At 70.5% G+C, this 18,449-nt stretch carries 18 protein-coding genes; 10 read left to right on the top strand and 8 right to left on the bottom strand.

Going from position 1 to position 18,449, the window contains the following annotated elements:
- Positions 1-10: 10 nt before the first annotated feature.
- From AC2IPW_RS24065 to AC2IPW_RS24085, 5 genes are read right to left on the bottom strand one after another with little or no spacing between them, the layout of a single operon-like run.
- Positions 11-487, bottom strand: coding sequence for an OsmC family protein (locus AC2IPW_RS24065; RefSeq protein WP_486375862.1), 477 nt, complete (start codon positions 485-487; stop codon positions 11-13).
- Positions 484-1,821: an LLM class flavin-dependent oxidoreductase gene (locus tag AC2IPW_RS24070; protein WP_486377061.1), complete on the bottom strand. Its 1,338-nt coding sequence runs from the start codon at positions 1,819-1,821 to the stop codon at positions 484-486. Before AC2IPW_RS24070 ends, AC2IPW_RS24065 begins: the two co-directional genes overlap by 4 nt.
- Before the next feature lie 34 nt (positions 1,822-1,855).
- A complete protein-coding gene (locus AC2IPW_RS24075; RefSeq protein ID WP_486375863.1) occupies positions 1,856-2,941 on the bottom strand; it encodes an NrtA/SsuA/CpmA family ABC transporter substrate-binding protein in 1,086 nt (361 codons plus the stop codon).
- Between the two features lie 31 nt (positions 2,942-2,972).
- The gene (locus AC2IPW_RS24080; protein ID WP_486375864.1) at positions 2,973-3,722 is read right to left on the bottom strand and encodes an ABC transporter ATP-binding protein; all 750 of its coding nucleotides are present in this window, start codon (positions 3,720-3,722) and stop codon (positions 2,973-2,975) included.
- Positions 3,719-4,558 (bottom strand): ABC transporter permease, encoded by an 840-nt coding sequence (locus tag AC2IPW_RS24085; protein ID WP_486375865.1) that lies wholly within the window; start codon positions 4,556-4,558, stop codon positions 3,719-3,721. The genes AC2IPW_RS24080 and AC2IPW_RS24085 overlap by 4 nt, the downstream gene beginning before the upstream one ends.
- Positions 4,559-4,748: 190 nt before the next feature.
- On the opposite strand from AC2IPW_RS24085, the gene AC2IPW_RS24090 reads away from it, so the two are divergent.
- From AC2IPW_RS24090 to AC2IPW_RS24120, 7 genes are all read left to right on the top strand, one after another.
- Positions 4,749-5,378 (top strand): GntR family transcriptional regulator, encoded by a 630-nt coding sequence (locus AC2IPW_RS24090; protein ID WP_486375866.1) that lies wholly within the window; start codon positions 4,749-4,751, stop codon positions 5,376-5,378.
- Between the two features lie 22 nt (positions 5,379-5,400).
- Positions 5,401-6,567 carry an ROK family transcriptional regulator gene (locus AC2IPW_RS24095; RefSeq protein WP_486375867.1) on the top strand — a complete coding sequence of 389 codons (1,167 nt, stop codon included), beginning with the start codon at positions 5,401-5,403 and terminating at the stop codon, positions 6,565-6,567.
- A 213-nt stretch (positions 6,568-6,780) separates the two neighbouring features.
- A complete protein-coding gene (locus tag AC2IPW_RS24100) occupies positions 6,781-8,223 on the top strand; it encodes a sugar porter family MFS transporter (RefSeq protein ID WP_450119705.1) in 1,443 nt (480 codons plus the stop codon).
- A gap of 36 nt (positions 8,224-8,259) precedes the next feature.
- Entirely contained in the window at positions 8,260-9,243 is a 984-nt protein-coding gene (locus AC2IPW_RS24105; RefSeq protein WP_003938703.1) for an ROK family glucokinase, read from the top strand.
- Between the two features lie 83 nt (positions 9,244-9,326).
- The gene (locus AC2IPW_RS24110; RefSeq protein ID WP_003938702.1) at positions 9,327-10,217 is read left to right on the top strand and encodes an AAA family ATPase; all 891 of its coding nucleotides are present in this window, start codon (positions 9,327-9,329) and stop codon (positions 10,215-10,217) included.
- A gap of 8 nt (positions 10,218-10,225) precedes the next feature.
- The gene (locus tag AC2IPW_RS24115; RefSeq protein ID WP_017680148.1) at positions 10,226-11,341 is read left to right on the top strand and encodes a vWA domain-containing protein; all 1,116 of its coding nucleotides are present in this window, start codon (positions 10,226-10,228) and stop codon (positions 11,339-11,341) included.
- On the top strand, positions 11,334-12,473 hold the full coding sequence (locus AC2IPW_RS24120; protein WP_203011241.1) for an XdhC family protein: 1,140 nt from the start codon (positions 11,334-11,336) through the stop codon (positions 12,471-12,473). Before AC2IPW_RS24115 ends, AC2IPW_RS24120 begins: the two co-directional genes overlap by 8 nt.
- 11 nt (positions 12,474-12,484) lie before the next feature.
- On the opposite strand, the gene AC2IPW_RS24125 is transcribed toward AC2IPW_RS24120, so the two are convergent.
- From AC2IPW_RS24125 to AC2IPW_RS24135, 3 genes are read right to left on the bottom strand one after another with little or no spacing between them, the layout of a single operon-like run.
- The gene (locus AC2IPW_RS24125) at positions 12,485-13,951 is read right to left on the bottom strand and encodes an aminotransferase class I/II-fold pyridoxal phosphate-dependent enzyme (protein WP_486375868.1); all 1,467 of its coding nucleotides are present in this window, start codon (positions 13,949-13,951) and stop codon (positions 12,485-12,487) included.
- 38 nt (positions 13,952-13,989) lie between these two features.
- Positions 13,990-14,253: a DUF6098 family protein gene (locus AC2IPW_RS24130; protein ID WP_486377062.1), complete on the bottom strand. Its 264-nt coding sequence runs from the start codon at positions 14,251-14,253 to the stop codon at positions 13,990-13,992.
- Positions 14,250-14,477 (bottom strand): DUF6098 family protein, encoded by a 228-nt coding sequence (locus AC2IPW_RS24135; protein WP_486375869.1) that lies wholly within the window; start codon positions 14,475-14,477, stop codon positions 14,250-14,252. Before AC2IPW_RS24135 ends, AC2IPW_RS24130 begins: the two co-directional genes overlap by 4 nt.
- A 198-nt stretch (positions 14,478-14,675) precedes the next feature.
- Here AC2IPW_RS24135 and AC2IPW_RS24140 point away from each other — a divergent pair, with 198 nt between their 5' ends.
- From AC2IPW_RS24140 to AC2IPW_RS24150, 3 genes are read left to right on the top strand one after another with little or no spacing between them, the layout of a single operon-like run.
- Positions 14,676-15,179 (top strand): (2Fe-2S)-binding protein, encoded by a 504-nt coding sequence (locus tag AC2IPW_RS24140; RefSeq protein ID WP_003938697.1) that lies wholly within the window; start codon positions 14,676-14,678, stop codon positions 15,177-15,179.
- The gene (locus AC2IPW_RS24145; protein WP_416062171.1) at positions 15,176-17,563 is read left to right on the top strand and encodes a xanthine dehydrogenase family protein molybdopterin-binding subunit; all 2,388 of its coding nucleotides are present in this window, start codon (positions 15,176-15,178) and stop codon (positions 17,561-17,563) included. The genes AC2IPW_RS24140 and AC2IPW_RS24145 overlap by 4 nt, the downstream gene beginning before the upstream one ends.
- The gene (locus tag AC2IPW_RS24150) at positions 17,560-18,417 is read left to right on the top strand and encodes an FAD binding domain-containing protein (RefSeq protein WP_486375870.1); all 858 of its coding nucleotides are present in this window, start codon (positions 17,560-17,562) and stop codon (positions 18,415-18,417) included. The genes AC2IPW_RS24145 and AC2IPW_RS24150 overlap by 4 nt, the downstream gene beginning before the upstream one ends.
- The last annotated feature ends 32 nt before the right edge of the window (positions 18,418-18,449 follow it).

The following is an 18,449-nucleotide window of genomic DNA, read 5'->3' on the forward strand; positions in this document are numbered from 1 at the left end:
CGCCCCCGTCCTACTCGGACGCGACGGGGGCGAGCCCTCGTCCGTTGAGGCGCAGTTCCACCCCACTGCCGCGCCTGATCGTGTTGTAGATCGGGCAGGTGGCCACGAATTTTGCGGCCAGTTCCTCCGCGTCGCGGACCCCTGGGCCGTGGATTTCGAGCTCGAGCAGCGTCCGGTCGTAGACGGTCGGATCGTCCGTTCCCCGCACGTGGGACGCGCGGGCGATGAGTGCATCGAGTTCGAGTCCGTCCGAGGCGGCATTGTGCTCGATGTTCGCGAGGGCGCAGGAGGCGAGCGCGGACAGCAGCAGTTCCCCGGCATGAACGGCCTCACCGTCGGCAAGCCTCGAATCGCTGACGAAGTGGTTGCCGCGAGCGCTGAGCACGAACCTGCCCGGGGCGCCGGCCGAGGTGCCGACGGCCACTGCATCGGCGAGCGGCGCCGCGTCCACCGCGTCCGGATGGTGTGCGAATTGCCAGGCATTCACAGGCGCACTCCGGCGCGCTCGGCCCACTCGCCGTGCCCGGGACGGGACAGGCCGAGGTTCTCCCGCAGCGTGGCACCCGTGTACTCCGTACGGAGGATTCCACGCCGCTGCAACTGGGGCACCACCTCACGGGCGAACGTCTCGAATCCGCCGGGCTGGTGCGGTGCCTGCAGCGTGAATCCGTCTGCGGCACCGTCCTCGAACCACTCCTGCAGGCCGTCGGCGACCTCGGCCGCGGTCCCGACGAACCCGCCCTCGTAACGCCCGCCGTACTGCTTACCGAGTTGACGCAGGGTGAGGCCCTCGCGCTCGGTGATCTCGCGAACCTCGTTGTAGTGACCCTCCACTCCCGGCACCTCCACCTCCGGCAACCGTTCGTCGAGCGGGAACGTCGACAGGTCGACGTCGAGATGGTATGCAAGAGTAGACAGTCCACCGATCGGTGGCACGAGTTCGAACATCTCCTCGGCCAGTTCCTTCGCGCGGGCCGACGTGGGGCCGACGACCGGCGTGATCGAGGGCAGGATCTTGACAGATTCCGGATCGCGGCCGTACTTCGCTGCCCGCTCCTTGATCTCCGTGTAGAACGCCTGCGCCGACTCCTTCGATGCGTGACTGCAGAAGATCACGTCCGACCAGCGGGCGGCGAAGTCCTTGCCCTTCGCGGAGGCTCCGGCCTGGATGAGGACGGGGTACCCCTGGGGCGGGCGCGGCACGTTGAGCGGCCCCTGTACCGAGAAGAACCGGCCCTGGTGATCGATGCGATGCACCTTGGCCGGCTCGGCGAAGAGCGGCTCGTCCGGGTCCAGGACCAGCGCATCGTCGTCCCAGCTGTCCCACAGCTTGCCGGTGACCTGCAGGAATTCGTCGGCGCGCTCGTATCGGGTGGCTCGGTCGAACTGCTCGTCGAGGTCGAAGTTGCGGGCCTCCGATTCCTGGAACGACGTGACGATGTTCCACGCGACGCGGCCGGAGGTCAGGTGGTCGAGGGTCGCGAAGGTGCGGGCGAGGTTGAACGGCTGCGCGTACGTGGTGGACACGGTCGCGGCGAGTCCGAGATGCCGGGTCGCGGCGGCCATCGACGCGATGATCGGCAGCGGATCCATACGAAGGGAGCCGAGAGCACCGTAGCGGAGCTGGGAATCGGTGCTCCCTCCGAACCGGTCCGGGACGGACAGGATGTCCGGGAAGAAGGCGAGGTCGAAGCGACCGTGCTCGAGGGTGCGCGCGATGTTCTGGTAGTAGCCGGCGTCGAGCCATCCCGGCACCGAGCCGGGGTGACGCCACCCGCCCGGGCGTCCGGGTCCGGCGGTGACGAAGGCAGCGAGGTGCATCTGTGCGGTCACGAGAGTCTCCTGAGGTGAACGGTCAGGCCTGGGCGAGTTCAGCGGCGACGGCGGCACGAACGGAGTCGAACCTGCTGTCGGACAACCAGGTCCGCACATCGACGGGCTCGGGGTACACGCCGAGCCGGTGGAAGTTGTCGGCGAGATCCTGAGTGCCGGCGATCGCTCCTTCGTCGACGGCGGTGAACTGCCCCGCCCCGGAGTAGGACAACCGCCGGGCTTTCACCAGATCGAGGTAGACGTCCCGCTCGAGCGTCGAGTCGCCGAACCCGCCGAGCGCCGTGAACTCGTCGACTGCCGTCTCCGGATTCGCCTCGACCCAGCGCTGGGCGTCGCGCACGTTGCGGGCCAGTGTCGCGGCTGCCTCCGGATGATCGAAGGCGAAATCCTCGCTCGCGACGAAGAACGCGTAGTCGTACGTCTTCACTCCGGGCAGGGTGTCCGCGTTGTGCTTGCGCCGGGCCAGTTCGATGGTGGGCTGCCAGTTGATCCACGCGTCGACCTTCCCCTGGGCGAAGGCGGCTTCCGCGTCGGCGGCAGTGAGATTGACGTAGTCGACGTCGTCGATTGTCAGCCCAGCGGAGTCGAGGTACTTGACCAGGCTGTAGGTACCCGTCGTGCCCTGATGGTCGGCGATGCGACGGCCGCGCAGGTCGGCGGCGCTCTTGATGTCGGATCCCTTGGGGACGAGGATGTCGACCTCGTTGGAGGGAAGCGGATAGGACACGAGCGGCACGACCGGTACGTTGCCGCCGATCGCGTAGATGACGGCGGTGGCCGTGGCGAACGAGAAGTCGACGCTACCGGCCTTGATGGCCTCCATCACCGGCAGCGATGCGGGGAAGCCGGACGGATAGGTCACCGGCACGCCGAGGTCCGAGGCCAGGTCGAAGCCTCCGAGGTTGTGGGACAGGACGGTACCGGGTTCGGCCTTGCCGTCGCCGATCAGTGCGTAGCGCACTTCGGTGAGTGCCGTCGCGGCGCCCGACGAGTCCTTCGTGCCGCAGGCGGCCAGCGCTCCGATGCCGGTGACCGCGAGCGCTCCGAGACCCGCGGCCTCGAGGAAACGACGGCGCCCGAATCCGGGAAGTGGCGAGCGGGGATTCATAGGGGACAACCTCTCTCGGATAGGGCTGATATCAGTGGTCGGGATGGGCGGCACGCTCGGCGTCGAGGAGTCCGGCGAGCAGCTCCTCCTTCCAGGCGGCGAGCTGCGCGTCGCCGCGATGCCGCGGCCGCTCCTGCGGGACGCCCAGGTCGCGCGTGATGCCGGAGGGAGTGAGCAGCAGGACGCGATCGGACAGCACGAGCGCCTCCTCCACGTCGTGCGTGACGAGCAGGACCGTGCGCGGGTGCTCCACGAGCAGACGTTCGAGCAGCTGGTGCATCGTGACGCGGGTGATGGCGTCGAGAGCCCCGAACGGCTCGTCGAGGAGCAGAACCTCCGGCCGGTGGAGCAGGGCCCGCGCGAGCGCGACGCGCTGGCGCTGGCCGCCGGACAGTTCGGCCGGCCAGTTCTTCTCCCGACCCGTGAGTCCGACCTGCCCGAGGAGTTCGACCGCCCGGGCACGCGCTCCACGGGTGCCCAGAGTGACGTTGCCCAGGACCGACTTCCAGGGCAGCAGCCGATCCTCCTGGAACATCATCCGCGAGGTGTGGCCACCGGCGGGCACACCTCCGGTCGGTTCGACGGTGCCGGCTGCGGGCACTTCGAGACCGGCGAGGATGCGGAGCAGCGTGGACTTGCCGACCCCGCTCGGGCCCAGGATCGAGACGAACTCGCCCGGCGCGACGTCCAGGTCGATATTCCTCAGTACCCAGTGGTCGCGGTACCGCTGTCCGATGCCGCGCAGGCACAGGCCGACGAGTTCGTCTGCGACCGTCTTCACCGGTTCCCCCTTCGGTAGTTGGCATTCCAGCGCAGGACGCGTGCCTCGATCAGGCGGACGATCTGGTCGGCGAGCAGACCGGCAACCGCGTAGAGAACGATGGCAAGGACGATGCGATCGTTGCGGAGCATTTCCCGGCCGTTCTGGGCGAGATACCCGATTCCTTCGCGGGTCGCGATGGTTTCGGCGATGACGAGGGTGAGCCAGGCGACGCCCAACGCGTATCGGATGCCGTTGAGGACGACCGGCATGGCCCCGGGCACCACGATCTCGCGGATGATGCCCCAGTGGGCCAGGCCGTAGGAGCGGCCGAGCTGGATCAGCTTTGCGTCGACCGTGCGGATTCCGTTGACGGTGTTCAGGTACACCGGGAAGACGACGCCGAGGATCACGAGAACGATCTTGGGCAGTTCGCCGATCCCGAACGCGGCGATGAGCAGGGGCACCAACGCCAGATGCGGGAGTGCGCGCACCATCTGCAGGGTGCGGTCGAATATCCCTTCCGCGATACGGGAGAGGCCGACGGCGAAACCGAGGACGAGACCTATGGTCGCGCCGATGCCGAAGCCGATGACGATGCGCCGGAGGCTGACTGTGATATGCGACTGCAACTCGCCCGTGGACCACAGCGAACGCGCGGTGTCGAGGACGTCGGTCGGCGGCGGCAGGACGGAGGCTGGGACGACTCCTTCGGTGGAGGCCCACTGCCAGCTCAGCAGAACCAGCAGCGGAACTGCCCAGGGCAGCAGTAACGCCCCCGGCAGCACCCGTCGAATCCCGGCGGTTCGCTCGCCGCCCTGCACGCTCGCAAACTCGGGTGCGATTGCCTCACTCATGAATCGAAGTCGGGATGGAACGGATCATGCGACACTCCTCGATCGGTCGGACGCCGGTCACGCTATCCAGATGTGCACGCACATGTCGTCAGTTGTATACACATGGATTCAAACTCTGTACACGCGTCCACGAGCGTGGTACGGCTTGACGAATCCCTCGACACGAACCGCCCCGACAGGAAGGAAGCCGGTGACATCTGCAGGTCCGGGTCCCTACAGCGAACTGCGCACACGCATCATCTCCGGCCGCTACGCCCCGGGCGCGCTGCTGGTTCCGGCCACAGTGGGTGAGGAACTCGGGGTTTCCCGGACACCGATCAGGGAGGCGCTCATCCGGCTGGAACTCGAAGGCCTCGTGACGAAGGTGTCGCGCGGCTTCGTCATCCGCGAGCGGTCGCCGGAGGAGATTCTCGACATCTGCGAAGCACGCATCGCACTCGAATCCGTCGTGGCGCGTTCCGCGGCACTCCGACGCACCGAGTTCGACGTCGCGATGTTGCGGCGGGCACTCGAGTCGGCACGGACCGGGGTTCCCGACGAACGTCTGCGGGCGCATGCCGAGTGGCACATCGTGCTGCGGGTCGCAGCGCACAACCCCACCATCTCCGAGTTGATGGAACTGCTCGACGCCCGCCTCCATGTCTACGACGGGACCGCGTCCCGATCCACCGCCAATCTCGATCTGATCGAAGCCGAGCACGAGGAGATCTACCGCGCCGTGGTCGACGGAGACGGGGAGCGCGCGAGCGAGTTGATGGTCGTCCACCAGACGAGGACCCGCGACCTGCGAATCGCCGAGATGGTCGAATCGAAGCGGTAGCACCGGGCGGTACGCTGGGTAGATGCGTGAGGAGAACGGCCACCCTGGCTCGCAGTCGTCGCTGCGTTCGGCCAATCAGCAACGGGTGGTTCGGGTTCTGCAGTCGGGCGGGGAGCTCACCCAGGCGGAGATCGCCCGGCGCACCGGTCTGGCCCCGGCGACGGTGTCGAATCTGGTTCGGGAACTGACCACCGGCGGGCTGGTGGAGGTGGCCGCGGCGGAGCGTCCGGGCCAGCGGGGACGGGCCGTCAAGCTCACCCGGTCGGCGGGCCTGGCCGTCGGAATCGACTTCGGGCACCGGCATCTCACCGTCGCCGTCGCCGACCTGTCGCACGAGATCCTCGCCGAGAAGCGGGTCGAGCTGGCGACCGGGCACCGCGCCGAGGACGGAATAGAAAGAGCCGGAGCACTTCTCGACGACGCTCTCGTCGAACTCGGGTGTGGTCGCGACGCCGTGGCGGCCGTCGGCATGGGACTGCCCGCACCGGTCGAGTCCGCCACGCACCGTATCGGCGGGCCGTCGATCCTGCCGGGCTGGGTCGGCGTCGACCCGGCCGCCCTGGCCGCCGACCGGCTCGCGCTTCCCGTCCATGTCGACAACGACGCCAATCTCGGCGCACTGGCCGAACACATCTGGGGTGCCGGGCGCGGCATGGACGACCTGGCCTACATCAAGCTGTCCGACGGCGTCGGCGCCGGACTGGTCCTGGACGGGCGGCTCTACCGTGGCCGCGCCGGCACGGCCGGGGAGATCGGTCACACCTCCCTCGACGAGTTCGGCCAGGTGTGCCGGTGCGGCAACCGCGGCTGCCTCGAGACGATGGTGGCCTCGCATGTGGTGATCGGGCTGCTCGAGCCGAGCCGGGGACCCGGCCTGACGATCGCGGACGTGGTGGCACTCGCCGAGGCCGGCGACGCCGGGTGCGCCCGGGTGCTCGCGGACACCGGCCGTCACGTCGGGGTCGCGGCGGCGGGCCTGTGCAACCTGCTCAATCCGCAGCTGATCCTGATCGGCGGCGAACTCGCCCTGGCGGGAGAGTTGCTGCTCGAGCCGCTGCGCCGCGCGATCGAGCGGTATGCGGTGCCCAGCGCCGCGCGCACCGTGCAGGTGCGCACCGCGGCCCTCGGGGCCCGCGCCCAGGTGCTCGGGGCGGTCGCCCTGGGCCTGCGGGCGGCCAACCCGCACTGATGATCGACTCCGACGATTTCTTCTCGCTCCAGGTCGCTATTTAAGTTCACATTCGAACATAGAAGATCATCAAGAAGGATTTGTTCGTTCATTTCTTGACGACAGAGCCGTCTTCGCCCTACTGTGGTCCAGCACACAGTTCGCGTGACCGCCGCCACTCGCCTCCCGGAACGGGACCGCCGCGGCCGGTTCCCGCCGCCTACGAGGAGTCCCATGAGCAACCACGTCGCGCTCCCGACCGTCCCCGACACCGGGCCGGACACCGCCGGCGCCGCGGTGCCGGTCCGCATCGCCGTCATCGCCGCGCTCGGCGGTCTGTTGTTCGGCTTCGACAGCGCCGTCATCAACGGCGCCGTCTCGGCCATCGAATCCCGGTTCGCCGTCTCGTCCGCCGTCCTCGGTTTCGCCGTCGCCTCGGCCCTGCTCGGCGCGGCCGGCGGCGCCGTCCTCGCCGGTCGCATCGCGGACCGCTACGGCCGCCTCACCACGATGCAGGTCGCCGCCGCGATGTTCCTGGTCAGCGCGTTCGGCACCGGATTCGCCTTCAACGTCGAAACTCTCGTCCTGTTCCGGATCGTCGGCGGCGTCGGCGTCGGACTCGCCTCCGTCATCGCCCCCGCCTACATCGCCGAGATTTCCCCCGCCCGGGTACGCGGCCGCCTCGGATCGCTGCAGCAACTCGCGATCGTCGTCGGCATCTTCTCCGCCCTGCTCGTCGACTATGCACTCGCCGCTCTCGCCGGCGGCTCCCGCGAGGAACTGTGGTTCGGACTCGAGGCGTGGCGCTGGATGTTCCTGTCCATGGCCGTCCCCGCCCTCGTGTACGGATTCCTGACCCTCACCATCCCGGAGTCGCCGCGCTATCTCGTCGCGAAGGGCCGCATCGGCGAGGCCCGCGGCATCCTCGGCATGCTGCTCGGCGAGCAGGGCATCGACCTGCGCATCGAATCGATCCGCGCCACCCTCGGCCACGAGCACACCCCGTCGCTGCGCGACCTGAGAGGACCCGCGCTGGGCCTGCTGCCCATCGTGTGGATCGGCATCGGACTGTCGGTGTTCCAGCAGTTCGTCGGTATCAACGTGATCTTCTACTACTCCAGCATCCTCTGGCAGGCAGTGGGATTCGACGAGAGCAGCTCCCTCGTCATCACCGTCGTCACCTCCGTCGTCAACATCGCCACCACCCTCGTGGCCATCGCATTCGTCGACCGCGTCGGACGCCGGCCCCTGCTGATCATCGGCTCGGCGGGCATGGCCGTCACCCTCGCCACGATGGCCGTCGTCTTCGCCACCGCCTCGACCACCGTCGTCGACGGTGTGACCACCCCGCACCTGACCGGACTGCAGGGACCGATCGCGCTGATCGCCGCGAACCTGTTCGTCGTCGCCTTCGGCATGTCGTGGGGACCGGTCGTGTGGGTCCTGCTCGGCGAGGCCTTCCCCAACCGGATCCGCGCGGCGGCACTGTCGCTCGCCGCCGGCGCGCAGTGGGCGGCCAACTGGGTCATCACCGTCTCCTTCCCCGCCATGAAGGAGCTGTCGCTGGGCATGTCGTACGGCTTCTACGCCGTGTGCGCGGTGCTGTCGCTGCTGTTCGTCCTGCGCTGGGTGAAAGAGACCAAGGGCCGCGAGCTCGAGGACATGGACGCCGCCTGAACCCGTCCGGCAACTGAAGTCAGGGAGAGAACAGACATGGCACTGACCATCGGAATCGACGTGGGCGGCACCAAGGTTGCCGCCGGCGTGGTCGACGAACACGGCACCCTGCACGCCCGGCTCCGCCGCGCCACGCCGTCGGACGACCCCGCCCGCACCGAGGACGTCGTCGCCGACGTCGTCCGCGAACTCCGCGCCGCGCACGACGTGTGCGCGGTGGGGATCGGCGCCGCCGGGTTCGTCGCCGCCGATCGTCGTACCGTACTGTTCGCCCCCAACCTCGCGTGGCGCGGCGAACCGCTCGGGGCGGCCGTCGAGGCCGCGTGCGGGCTGCCGACCGTCGTCGAGAACGACGCCAACGCCGCCGCCTGGGGCGAGGCGCGCTTCGGCGCGGGCCGCGGCGCCCGCACCGCGATCGTGCTCACCGTCGGCACGGGCATCGGCGGCGGGCTGATCATCGACGGCGCCCTGCACCGCGGATCCTCCGGGCTCGCCGCGGAACTCGGCCACCTCAACGTCGAACCGCACGGTCGGCGCTGCGGGTGCGGGAACCACGGCTGCTGGGAGCGGTACGCCAGCGGGCGGGCCCTGGTGCGGGAGGCACAGGAGATCGCAAGCGTCTCGCCCGCGCTCGCCGGCCGGCTGCTCGAGCTGGCCGGCGGGCGCGCCGAGCAGATCACCGGGCACCACGTCACCACCGCCGCGCGCGAGGGCGACGCCGCCGCGCTCGAGTGCTTCCGCACGATCGGCACGTGGCTCGGGCACGGCATGGCCGACCTCGCGGCGTTCCTCGACCCGGAGGTCTTCGTCCTCGGCGGCGGAGTGTGCGAGGCCGGGGAGCTGCTGCGCGGCCCCGCCGTCGCCACGTTCGCCCAGCGGCTGACCGGACGCGGGCACCGCCCGGCCGCGCCGGTGCGCCTGGCCGAACTCGGCCCCGACGCCGGGATCGTCGGCGCCGCGGACCTGGCCCGGCACCGCACGGACGACACCCCGCGCCTCGAGGTCGTGGCCGTCGCCTGACCGCCGAGCTGCTCGGTCCCCGCCCGCAGTGCCCGGGGATCGGAAAACGCACCTCGGCAGCGGCGCTGCCATAGGCTCGCACCATGACGGCAACGGCGGCGATCGGCTCACCGGCGGAGCTGACGCGGGCACTGGACACGACCGGGTACCTCGCCGACGACGGGCTCGCGACGGTGGCGTTCCTGGCGCTGCGCATGGGCCGCCCGCTGTTCTGCGAGGGGGAACCCGGCACCGGCAAGACGTCGCTGGCCGTCGCCCTCGCCGACGCGCTGGGCCTGCCGCTGATCCGGTTGCAGTGCCACGAGGGCATCGACGCGTCCCAGGCCCTCTACGACTGGGACTTTCCCCGGCAGCTGCTGCATCTGCGCACCCTCGAGGCCGCGAGCGGCGGCCGTCTCGAGGCCGAGGAGGCGGAGCGCTCGCTGTACACCGAGCGGTTCCTGCTCGCGCGGCCCCTGCTGCAGGCGCTCACCGACGCGCCGTGCGTGCTGCTCGTCGACGAGATCGACCGGGCCGACGACGAATTCGAAGCCTTCCTGCTGCAGGTGCTCGACGAGAACGCCGTCACCATCCCCGAACTCGGACAGGTGCGGGCGCAGACGCCGCCGCTCGTGGTGCTCACCTCGAACCGCACCCGCGAGGTGCACGACGCCCTCAAACGCCGCTGCCTGTACCACTGGCTCGAACACCCCGACCTCGCGCGGGAAGTGGAGATCCTGCGCCGCCGCATCCCGGGCATCGACGAACACCTCGCGGCGCAGGTCGCCCACGCCGTGCAGGCCATGCGCGGGATGGACCTGCTCAAACCGCCCGGGGTCGCGGAGTCGCTGGACTGGGCACGAGCGCTGCGGGAACTCGACCGCGACGTGCTCGACGCGACGACCGCGGCCGCGACCCTCGGTGCCGTCCTGAAGTACCGGGAGGACCTCGACCGGGTGGTCCGCACCGGGCTCGACCGGCTCCTGACGGGGTGACAGCCGCGATGACGACGACCACCGACGCCGGGGGTTCCCTCGTCGGACTCACCGGCTTCACCCGCGCCCTCGCCGCGGCCGGCCTGTCCGTCGCCTCGGACGCCACCGTGGCCTACCTGCGCGCGCTGCGCGAGATCGACCTCGGCGACCGCCGTCAGGTGTACTGGGCCGGGCGCGCCACCCTGTGCCACGACCCCGACGACATCCCCCGCTACGACCTCGCGTTCGAAAGCTGGTTCGGCGGAACGGCACCCGACGTGACGTCGCCGCGCACCCGCACTCCGCGCCGGGCCCGCATCGCGGGCCTCACGCCCTCGGGAGGCGACGAGACCGCCGGCGGCGGCCCCGAACTGCGGGTCGCGGCGGACGACACCGACGTGCTCCGCCGGCGCGACATCGCGGAACTGACCGACGCCGAGCGGGCACACCTCGCGGAACTGATCGCGACGCTGCATCCGCGGCCGCCCACCCGTCCGGCGATGCGGCTGCGCCCGTCGCGCCGGGGCCGCATCGACCCGCACCGCACGGTGCGCCGGATGCTCGCGGCCGGAGGCGAACCCGTCCGGCCGAGCCGGCACGGCAGGGCGACCCGGGCGCGCCGGGTGGTGCTGCTGCTCGACGTCTCCGGCTCGATGAGCCCGTACGCGGACGCGCTGCTGCGGTTCGCGCACGTGGTGACCCGCGCCGATCCCGCCCACACCGAGGTGTTCTCCCTCGGCACCCGCCTCACGCGGCTCTCGCGCGCGCTGCGGGCCCGCGACCCGGAACGCGCCCTCGCCGCGGCGGGCCGGGCGGTCCCCGACTGGGCGGGCGGCACCCGGCTCGGCGAGACCCTGCGGGCTTTCCTGAACCGGTGGGGCCGGCGCGGCCTCGCGCGCGGCGCCGTCGTGGTGATCTTCTCGGACGGGTGGGAACGCGGCGATCCGGCCCTGCTCGCCGAGCAGCTCGCCCAGCTGCGGCGGCTCGCCCACGCCGTCCTGTGGGTCAATCCGCACGCCGGGGCGGCCGGGTACGAGCCCGTGCAGTCCGGCATCGCGGCCGCCCTGCCGCATCTCGACCGTCTGCTCGCGGGGCACAGCCTCGCGACGCTGCAGGAACTGCTGGAGGAGGTCCACCGTGCGTGAAGTTCTCGACGAACTCGAACGTCGCTACCGGGCCGGTGACACCGTCGCCCTCGGAACCGTGGTCTCGACGTTCCGGTCCGCGCCCCGCGCACCGGGCGCCGCGATGCTCGTCGCCGGGGACGGCACGGTGACCGGCAGCGTCTCCGGCGGTTGCGTGGAAGGCGCCGTGTACGAGCTCGGGCAGCAGGTGCTCGACGACGGTGTGCCCGTGTTGCAGCGGTACGGCGTGTCCGACGACGACGCCTTCGCCGTCGGCCTCACGTGCGGCGGCATCATCGACGTGTTCGTCGAACGGGTGGATGCCGCCGCGTTTCCCGAGCTGGGTGAAGTCGTCGCGTCGATGCGGGCCGAGGAGGCCGTCGCGGTCGCCACCGTCACCGAACATCCCGATCCGGCATGGGTGGGGCGTCGCCTGGCGGTGTGGCCGGATCGCGCGCGCGGGTCGCTGGGGTCGGCGCGGGCGGACGACGCCGTCGCCGACGACGCGCGGGGTCTGCTCGCCGCGGGCCGGACCGCGACGCTGCACTACGGGCCCGACGGGCAGCGCCGGGGCGAGGGCATGTCGGTGTTCGTCCACTCCTTCCAGCCGCCGCCGCGGTTGCTGGTGTTCGGCGCCATCGATTTCGCGGCCGCCATGGCGCAGCTCGGCTCATTCCTCGGCTACCGCGTGACGGTGTGCGACGCCCGGGGCGTGTTCACCACCGCCGCCCGGTTCCCCGCCGCCGACGAGGTGGTCGTGGACTGGCCGCACCGCTACCTCGCCGCCGAGGCGGCCGCGGGGCGCGTGGACTCGCGCACCGTGGTCACGGTGCTCACCCACGACCCGAAGTTCGACGTGCCGCTGCTCGAGGTGGCGTTGCGGCTCGACCTGGCCTACGTGGGCGCGATGGGCTCGCGGCGCACGCACGAGGACCGATCGGCGCGCCTGCGTGAAGCGGGGATGACGGACGACGAGCTCGCGCGGCTGTGCTCTCCCATCGGGCTGGATCTCGGGGCGCGCACACCGGAGGAGACCGCGGTGTCGATCGCGGCCGAGATCATCGCGCTGAAATGGGGCGGCCGCGGCGAGCACCTCGCCCGCACCGCGGGCCCGATCCACGCCCACGAGGACACCGCGGTGCCGGGTCAGTAGGTGCGCGGCGGTCAGTTCTCGGCGACCACCCGGAACTGCTCGAGCGAGGTGTCGGTCGCGTCGGGAATCGTCATCCCGGCGTTCACGCCGCTGCGCAGGTAGTCGACGACGGCGTCGTCGAGGCGCTCCCCCGGCACGACGGCGGGAATGCCCGGCGGGTAGGGGGTGATCTGCTCGGCCGCGATGCGCCCGGTGACACTGCTCGCATCGACCATCTCCGCCTTGCCGAAGAACGCGTCGCGTGGCGACATCACCGAGTCGAGCTGCAGTTCCCCGGGACTCGGCAGATACATCTGCGGCGGCGGATCGAACGACTCCGCGGCCTGCGACAGCGACTCGAGCGCCGAGACGAGCCGATCGGTGGTGCTCTCGTCGTCGGCCATGGACAAGGTCGCCAGGATGCGCCGGTGATCGGTCATGCCGAGATCGAGCCGGCAGTGCTCGCGCAGCCAGTCGCTGCACTGGTAGCCGGAGACGCCGAGTTCGCTCACGTCGATCAGGACCTGGAGGAGATCCAGGTCGTGTGAGGCCTCCTCGCCGAGCAGGCGGTCCTCGAGGACGGTGAGGCCGTCGATCCCGGCGATCCGCTCGCGGGTCCGCCGGGCCAGTTGCAGGGCGTCGCCGAGCAGTTCGATGCCGTGCTCGACCATCTGCCGGCGCCACCCGTCGATCGCCGAGTAGATCATCACGTTCGGGCTCGTCGTCATCAGCAGATCGGCGCAGGCCGACAGGTGCGCGCCGTCCACCAGGTCGCCCTGCAGGTGATAGACCGATCCCTGCTCGAAGCCGGCACCCATCTTGTGGACACTGACGACGCAGATGTCGGCGCCGGCGTCCATCGCCCAGGTGGGCAGGTCGTCGTGGAACGGCAGGTGCGCACCCCACGCCTCGTCGACGATGAGGGGCTTGCCCCGCTCGTGACAGACCTTCGCGATGCCCTCGATGTCGGCGCACGTGCCGTAGGGACTGGGACTGACGATCAGCGCGCCGGCCGCGTCCGGGTACTTCTCCCACGTCTCTCGCACCTGTTCCGGCGACGGCGGATGGGAGAAGTGCATCTCCTCGTCCCAGCGGGGCGTGATCCAGCGGGGCGTGACGCCGCTGAAGATCAGACCGGCCACGATCGACTTGTGCGAGTCCCGGCCGACGAGCAGTCCCCCCGGATCGTTGCCCGCCACCGCCATCATCGCGGCCTTCACCGACAGCGAGCTGCCACAGGTGGAGAAGAACGCCTGCTGCGCACCGACCGCCTCGGCCATGAGCTGCTCCGCCCGCGACAGGTAGCCATTGCGCGACCTCCGGTCGTCGAGGCCTCCGGAGGCGAGCACGTCCGAGCGGAACGGATCGAGCCCGAGCACTTTCGTCACCCGCGGGTCGGCGCCGCGGCCCTGCCGGTGGCCGGGCGGGGAGAATCCGTAGCGGTCGAGTCGGTGGTACTGATCCAGCGCATCCAGCATGGGAGTTTCGGACTGGTCCATGCCCGACGGGTACCCCGCGCGCGCTCCCGCGACGCGACTCAGCTCCGCGAATCGTTCCCGACGCGGAACCGGGCCCGGTAGCACTCGGCCGCCTCGTCGAGCAGCTCGTCGGACAGGCGTGCCAGCGGGCGGGCGCGCACGACGAGCGGTTCGTGGTCCGGCCCCTCGCCGACCACCGTGCCGGTCAGCAGCCACGCGAATCGGCCGCTCTCGCGGCCCAGCTCGGCGTACTTGCGGATCCGGCGCGCCACCCAGTCGACGGCGGGCCGGGGCCACCACGGCTCCGGGACGATCGTGGTCACCGACAAGCCGGGACGATCGTGGTCACCGACAAGCCGGGCAGTGTCACGTCGGCCTCGTAGTCCTTGCTCGGGCCCTTCCGCGCATCGCTGTCCGGACCCTTCGAGTACCGCAGGTAGATCTCGGAGTCGTGGGACATCACCAGGTCCGTCAGTTCCGCCAGGCTGCCGACGACGGGCAGTTCCCGTCCGGCGCCTCGCTCGACGATCTCCTCCACCGCGGTCACCTCTCACCTCCGCCTGTCGCTCTCCGACGAACGTGTCCGTGCGAATTCCCTCGGCCCGGCCGCCGCAAACGCGGGAACAAGGTTGATCCGCCACCGATTCGGCGAATCGGCGTGTTCGGTAGTCACCGTTGGAGCACAGTGTCAGTGAACACTTCTCGACGATCTTGGATCCCGGATGTTCCCGGCATTGGAGGCCCGATGCGCATCACTGTCACCGTCGACGGGACGGCCTACACGGACGAGGTGGAACCGAGGCTGCTGCTCGTGCACTACCTGCGCGAGCGGCTCGGCAAGGTCGGCACCGTGGTCGGCTGCGACACCAGCAACTGCGGCGCCTGCACCGTGCATCTCGACGGCCGCAGCGTCAAGTCCTGCTCGGTGCTCGCCGTGCAGGCCGACGGTTCGGAGGTCACCACCGTCGAAGGCCTGTCCCGCGACGGCGTGCTGCACCCCGTCCAGCAGGCGTTCCACGACAACCACGCCCTGCAGTGCGGCTACTGCACGCCCGGCATGATCATGTCGACTATCGACCTGCTCGAGGAGAACCCCGATCCCGACGAGCAGGAGGTGCGGCTCGGCCTCGAGGGCAATCTGTGCCGCTGCACCGGCTACCAGAACATCGTGAAGGCGGCGCTGGACGCGGCGCAGAAGGCCCGAGCGGCCGAACTGCAGACCGACGCGGCGGCGGGAGGCGGACGATGACCAGTACCGTCGAACCGGAGATCGGCCAGGCGCGGCGGCGCAAGGAGGACGAGCATCTCGTCACCGGACGCACCCGCTGGACCGACAATCTCGTCCTGCCGGGGATGCTGCACATGGCGATCCTGCGCAGCCCGTTCGCCCACGCCCGCATCACGTCGATCGACACGTCGGAAGCCCGGCAGCGGCCCGGCGTGGTGGCGGTGCTCACCGGTGCGGACGCCTCGCCGGAGCAGGGCAGCCTGCCGTGTGCGTGGGTGATCACCCCCGACATGAAGATCCCGCCCGCGCCGGCGCTGGCGGTGGACACGGTCAACTTCGCCGGGGAGGCCGTCGCCGTCGTCGTCGCGCGCAGCGCCTACGAGGCCCACGACGCCCTCGAGGCGATCGACGTCGACTACGACGATCTGCCCGTGGTCCTCGACCTGGCGGACGCGGCCCGCGACGGCGCCGACCTCGTGCATCCGGACCTCGGCACCAACGTCAGCGCGACGTGGACGTTCGATTCCGCCGAGGCCGGCACCGGAGGCGACGTCGAGCAGACCATCCGGGACGCCGAGGTGGTCGTCGAGCGCACGTTCCGGCAGCAGCGGCTCATCCCGGCATTCATGGAACCCCGTTCCGTGGTCGTCGACCCGACCGGGCCGCAGATCACGGTGTGGTCGGCCACGCAGGTCCCGCACATCCTCAAGATCATGCTGGCGATGACGCTCGGCATCCCCGAGCACAAGCTGCGGGTGATCGCCCCGGACGTCGGCGGTGGCTTCGGCGGCAAACTGCAGGTGACGCCGGAGGAGTTGCTCGCCCTGCTCGTCGCGCGCCGGCTCGGGAAACCGGTGAAGTACACCGAGACCCGCAGCGAGTCGATGGTCGCGGCGCATCACGGCCGCGACCAGATCCAGAAGCTCACCCTCGCCGCGCGCCGCGACGGCACCGTCGTCGGCCTGAAGGTCGAGCTGCTGGCCGACATGGGTGCCTACCTGCGGCTGGTCACCCCCGGCGTGCCGATCCTGGGCGCGTTCATGTTCAACGGCATCTACAAATTCGGCGCCTACCACTTCACGTGCACCAACGTGTTCACGAACAAGGTGCCCACCGACGCCTACCGCGGCGCGGGCCGGCCCGAGGCGACGTTCGGGATCGAACGGATCATGGACGAGCTCGCCGCCGAGCTGTCGATGGATCCGCTCGAGCTGCGCGCGAAGAACTGGATCCGGCACGAGGAGTTCCCGTTCGACACCGTCGCGGGCCTGACCTACGACTCCGGCAACTACGAGGCCGCCACCGCGAAGGCCCGCGATCTGTTCCACTACGACGAGCTGCGCCGTGAGCAGGAGGAACGTCGCGGCCGGAACGATCCGGTGCAGCTCGGCATCGGGGTGTCGACCTTCACCGAGATGTGCGGCCTGGCGCCGTCGCGGGTACTCGGCTCGCTCAACTACGGGGCGGGCGGCTGGGAGCACGCCGCGATCCGGATGCTGCCCACCGGCCGGGTCGAGGTGGTCACCGGTTCGTCGTCGCACGGGCAGGGGCACGAGACGGCGTGGAGCCAGATCGTCGCCGACCGGCTCGGTGTGCCGTTCGAGGACGTCGAGGTGCTGCACGGTGATACGCAGAGCTCCCCGCGCGGACTGGACACCTACGGATCCCGGTCGCTGGCCGTCGGCGGCGTGGCGGTCGTCAAGGCCGCGGAGAAGGTGATCGCGAAGGCCAGACCGATCGCGGCGCACATGATGGAGTGCTCGGAGGACGACCTCGAGTTCGCCGAAGGCCGGTTCCGGGTGAGGGGCACCGAGAAGGCCGTGGGCATGAGCGACATCGCGCTCGCGGTGTTCACCGCCGCGGACCTGCCCGAGGGCATCGAACCCAACCTCGACTCCGAGGCCACCTACGACCCGGACAACTTCTCGTTCCCGCACGGTACGCACCTGTGTGCCGCCGAGGTGGACACCGAGACCGGCCAGGTGCGTATCCGCTCGTACGTGTGCGTCGACGACGTCGGGCACGTCGTCAACCCGCTCATCGTGGAGGGGCAGGTGCACGGGGGTCTCGCCCAGGGCATCGCGCAGGCCCTCTACGAGGAGGCCGTGCACGACGAGTCCGGCACCCTGCTCAGCGGCTCGTTCGCCGAATACCTGCTGCCGTCCGCTGCGGACCTGCCGACGTTCACCACCGACCGCACCGAGACCCCGGCGGTGGGAAACCCGCTCGGTGTCAAGGGAGTCGGCGAGGCCGGCACGATCGCCTCCACCCCCGCGGTGGTCAACGCCGTCCTCGACGCCGTGCGTCACCTCGGCGTACGGGACATCGAGATGCCGTGCACGCCGATGCGGGTGTGGCACGCCGTCGAATCAGCCCGGAACTCGGCTCAGGGAGGCGCCCGATGATCCCGTCGACGTTCGACTACGTCGCGCCCACCACCGTCGACGAGGCCGTCGCCGCCCTCGCCTCGGCGGGGGAGGACGCCAAGATCATCGCCGGCGGGCAGTCCCTGATGCCGGTGCTGCGGCTGCGGCTGGCGGCCCCCACCACGCTCGTCGACCTCGGACGGATCCCGGAGTTGCGGGGTGTCCGCGAGGACGGCGGCGACCTCGTGATCGGTGCGATGACCACGCACCACGATGTGATCCACGATCCGCTCGTGCGGGAGCACGCCCGGTTGCTCGCCGAGGCCACGAGCACGGTGGCCGACCCGCAGATCCGGCACCGGGGCACTCTCGGCGGGGCACTGGCCCACGCCGATCCCGCCGGGGATCTCGGCGCGCCGGTGCTCGCGCTCGAGGCGACCCTCGTCGCGGCCGGACCGTCGGGGCGGCGCAGCATCCCCGCCGCGGACTTCTTCGACGACTACTTCACCACCACCCTGCAGCCCGAGGAGATCCTCGTCGAGGTGCGGATCCCCAAGCGCACGGGGTGGGCGGCGCGGTACGAGAAGTTCAACCGTGTGGCGCACGCCTGGTCGATCGTCGCGGTCGCCGCCACCGTGCAGACCGACGGCGGCACGATCCGGCAGGCCCGGGTGGCGCTGACCAACATGGCGGCCGTGCCGGTCCGCGCGCACGCCGTCGAGCAGGCACTCGTCGGGCAGCCCGCGACGGCCGACACCATCCGGGCCGCTGCCGAGCAGGCCACCGAGGGCACCTCCCCCATGAGCGACGGCAACGCCGACGCCGACTACCGTCGCCAACTCGCGCGGGTGCTCACGCGCCGTGCGGTGTCGACGGCAGCGGACATCGCCTGAGCAAGCACTGTTGCCTGAACAAGCACTGGAGA

This window comes from Rhodococcus sp. NS-SX18, assembly GCF_057367935.1.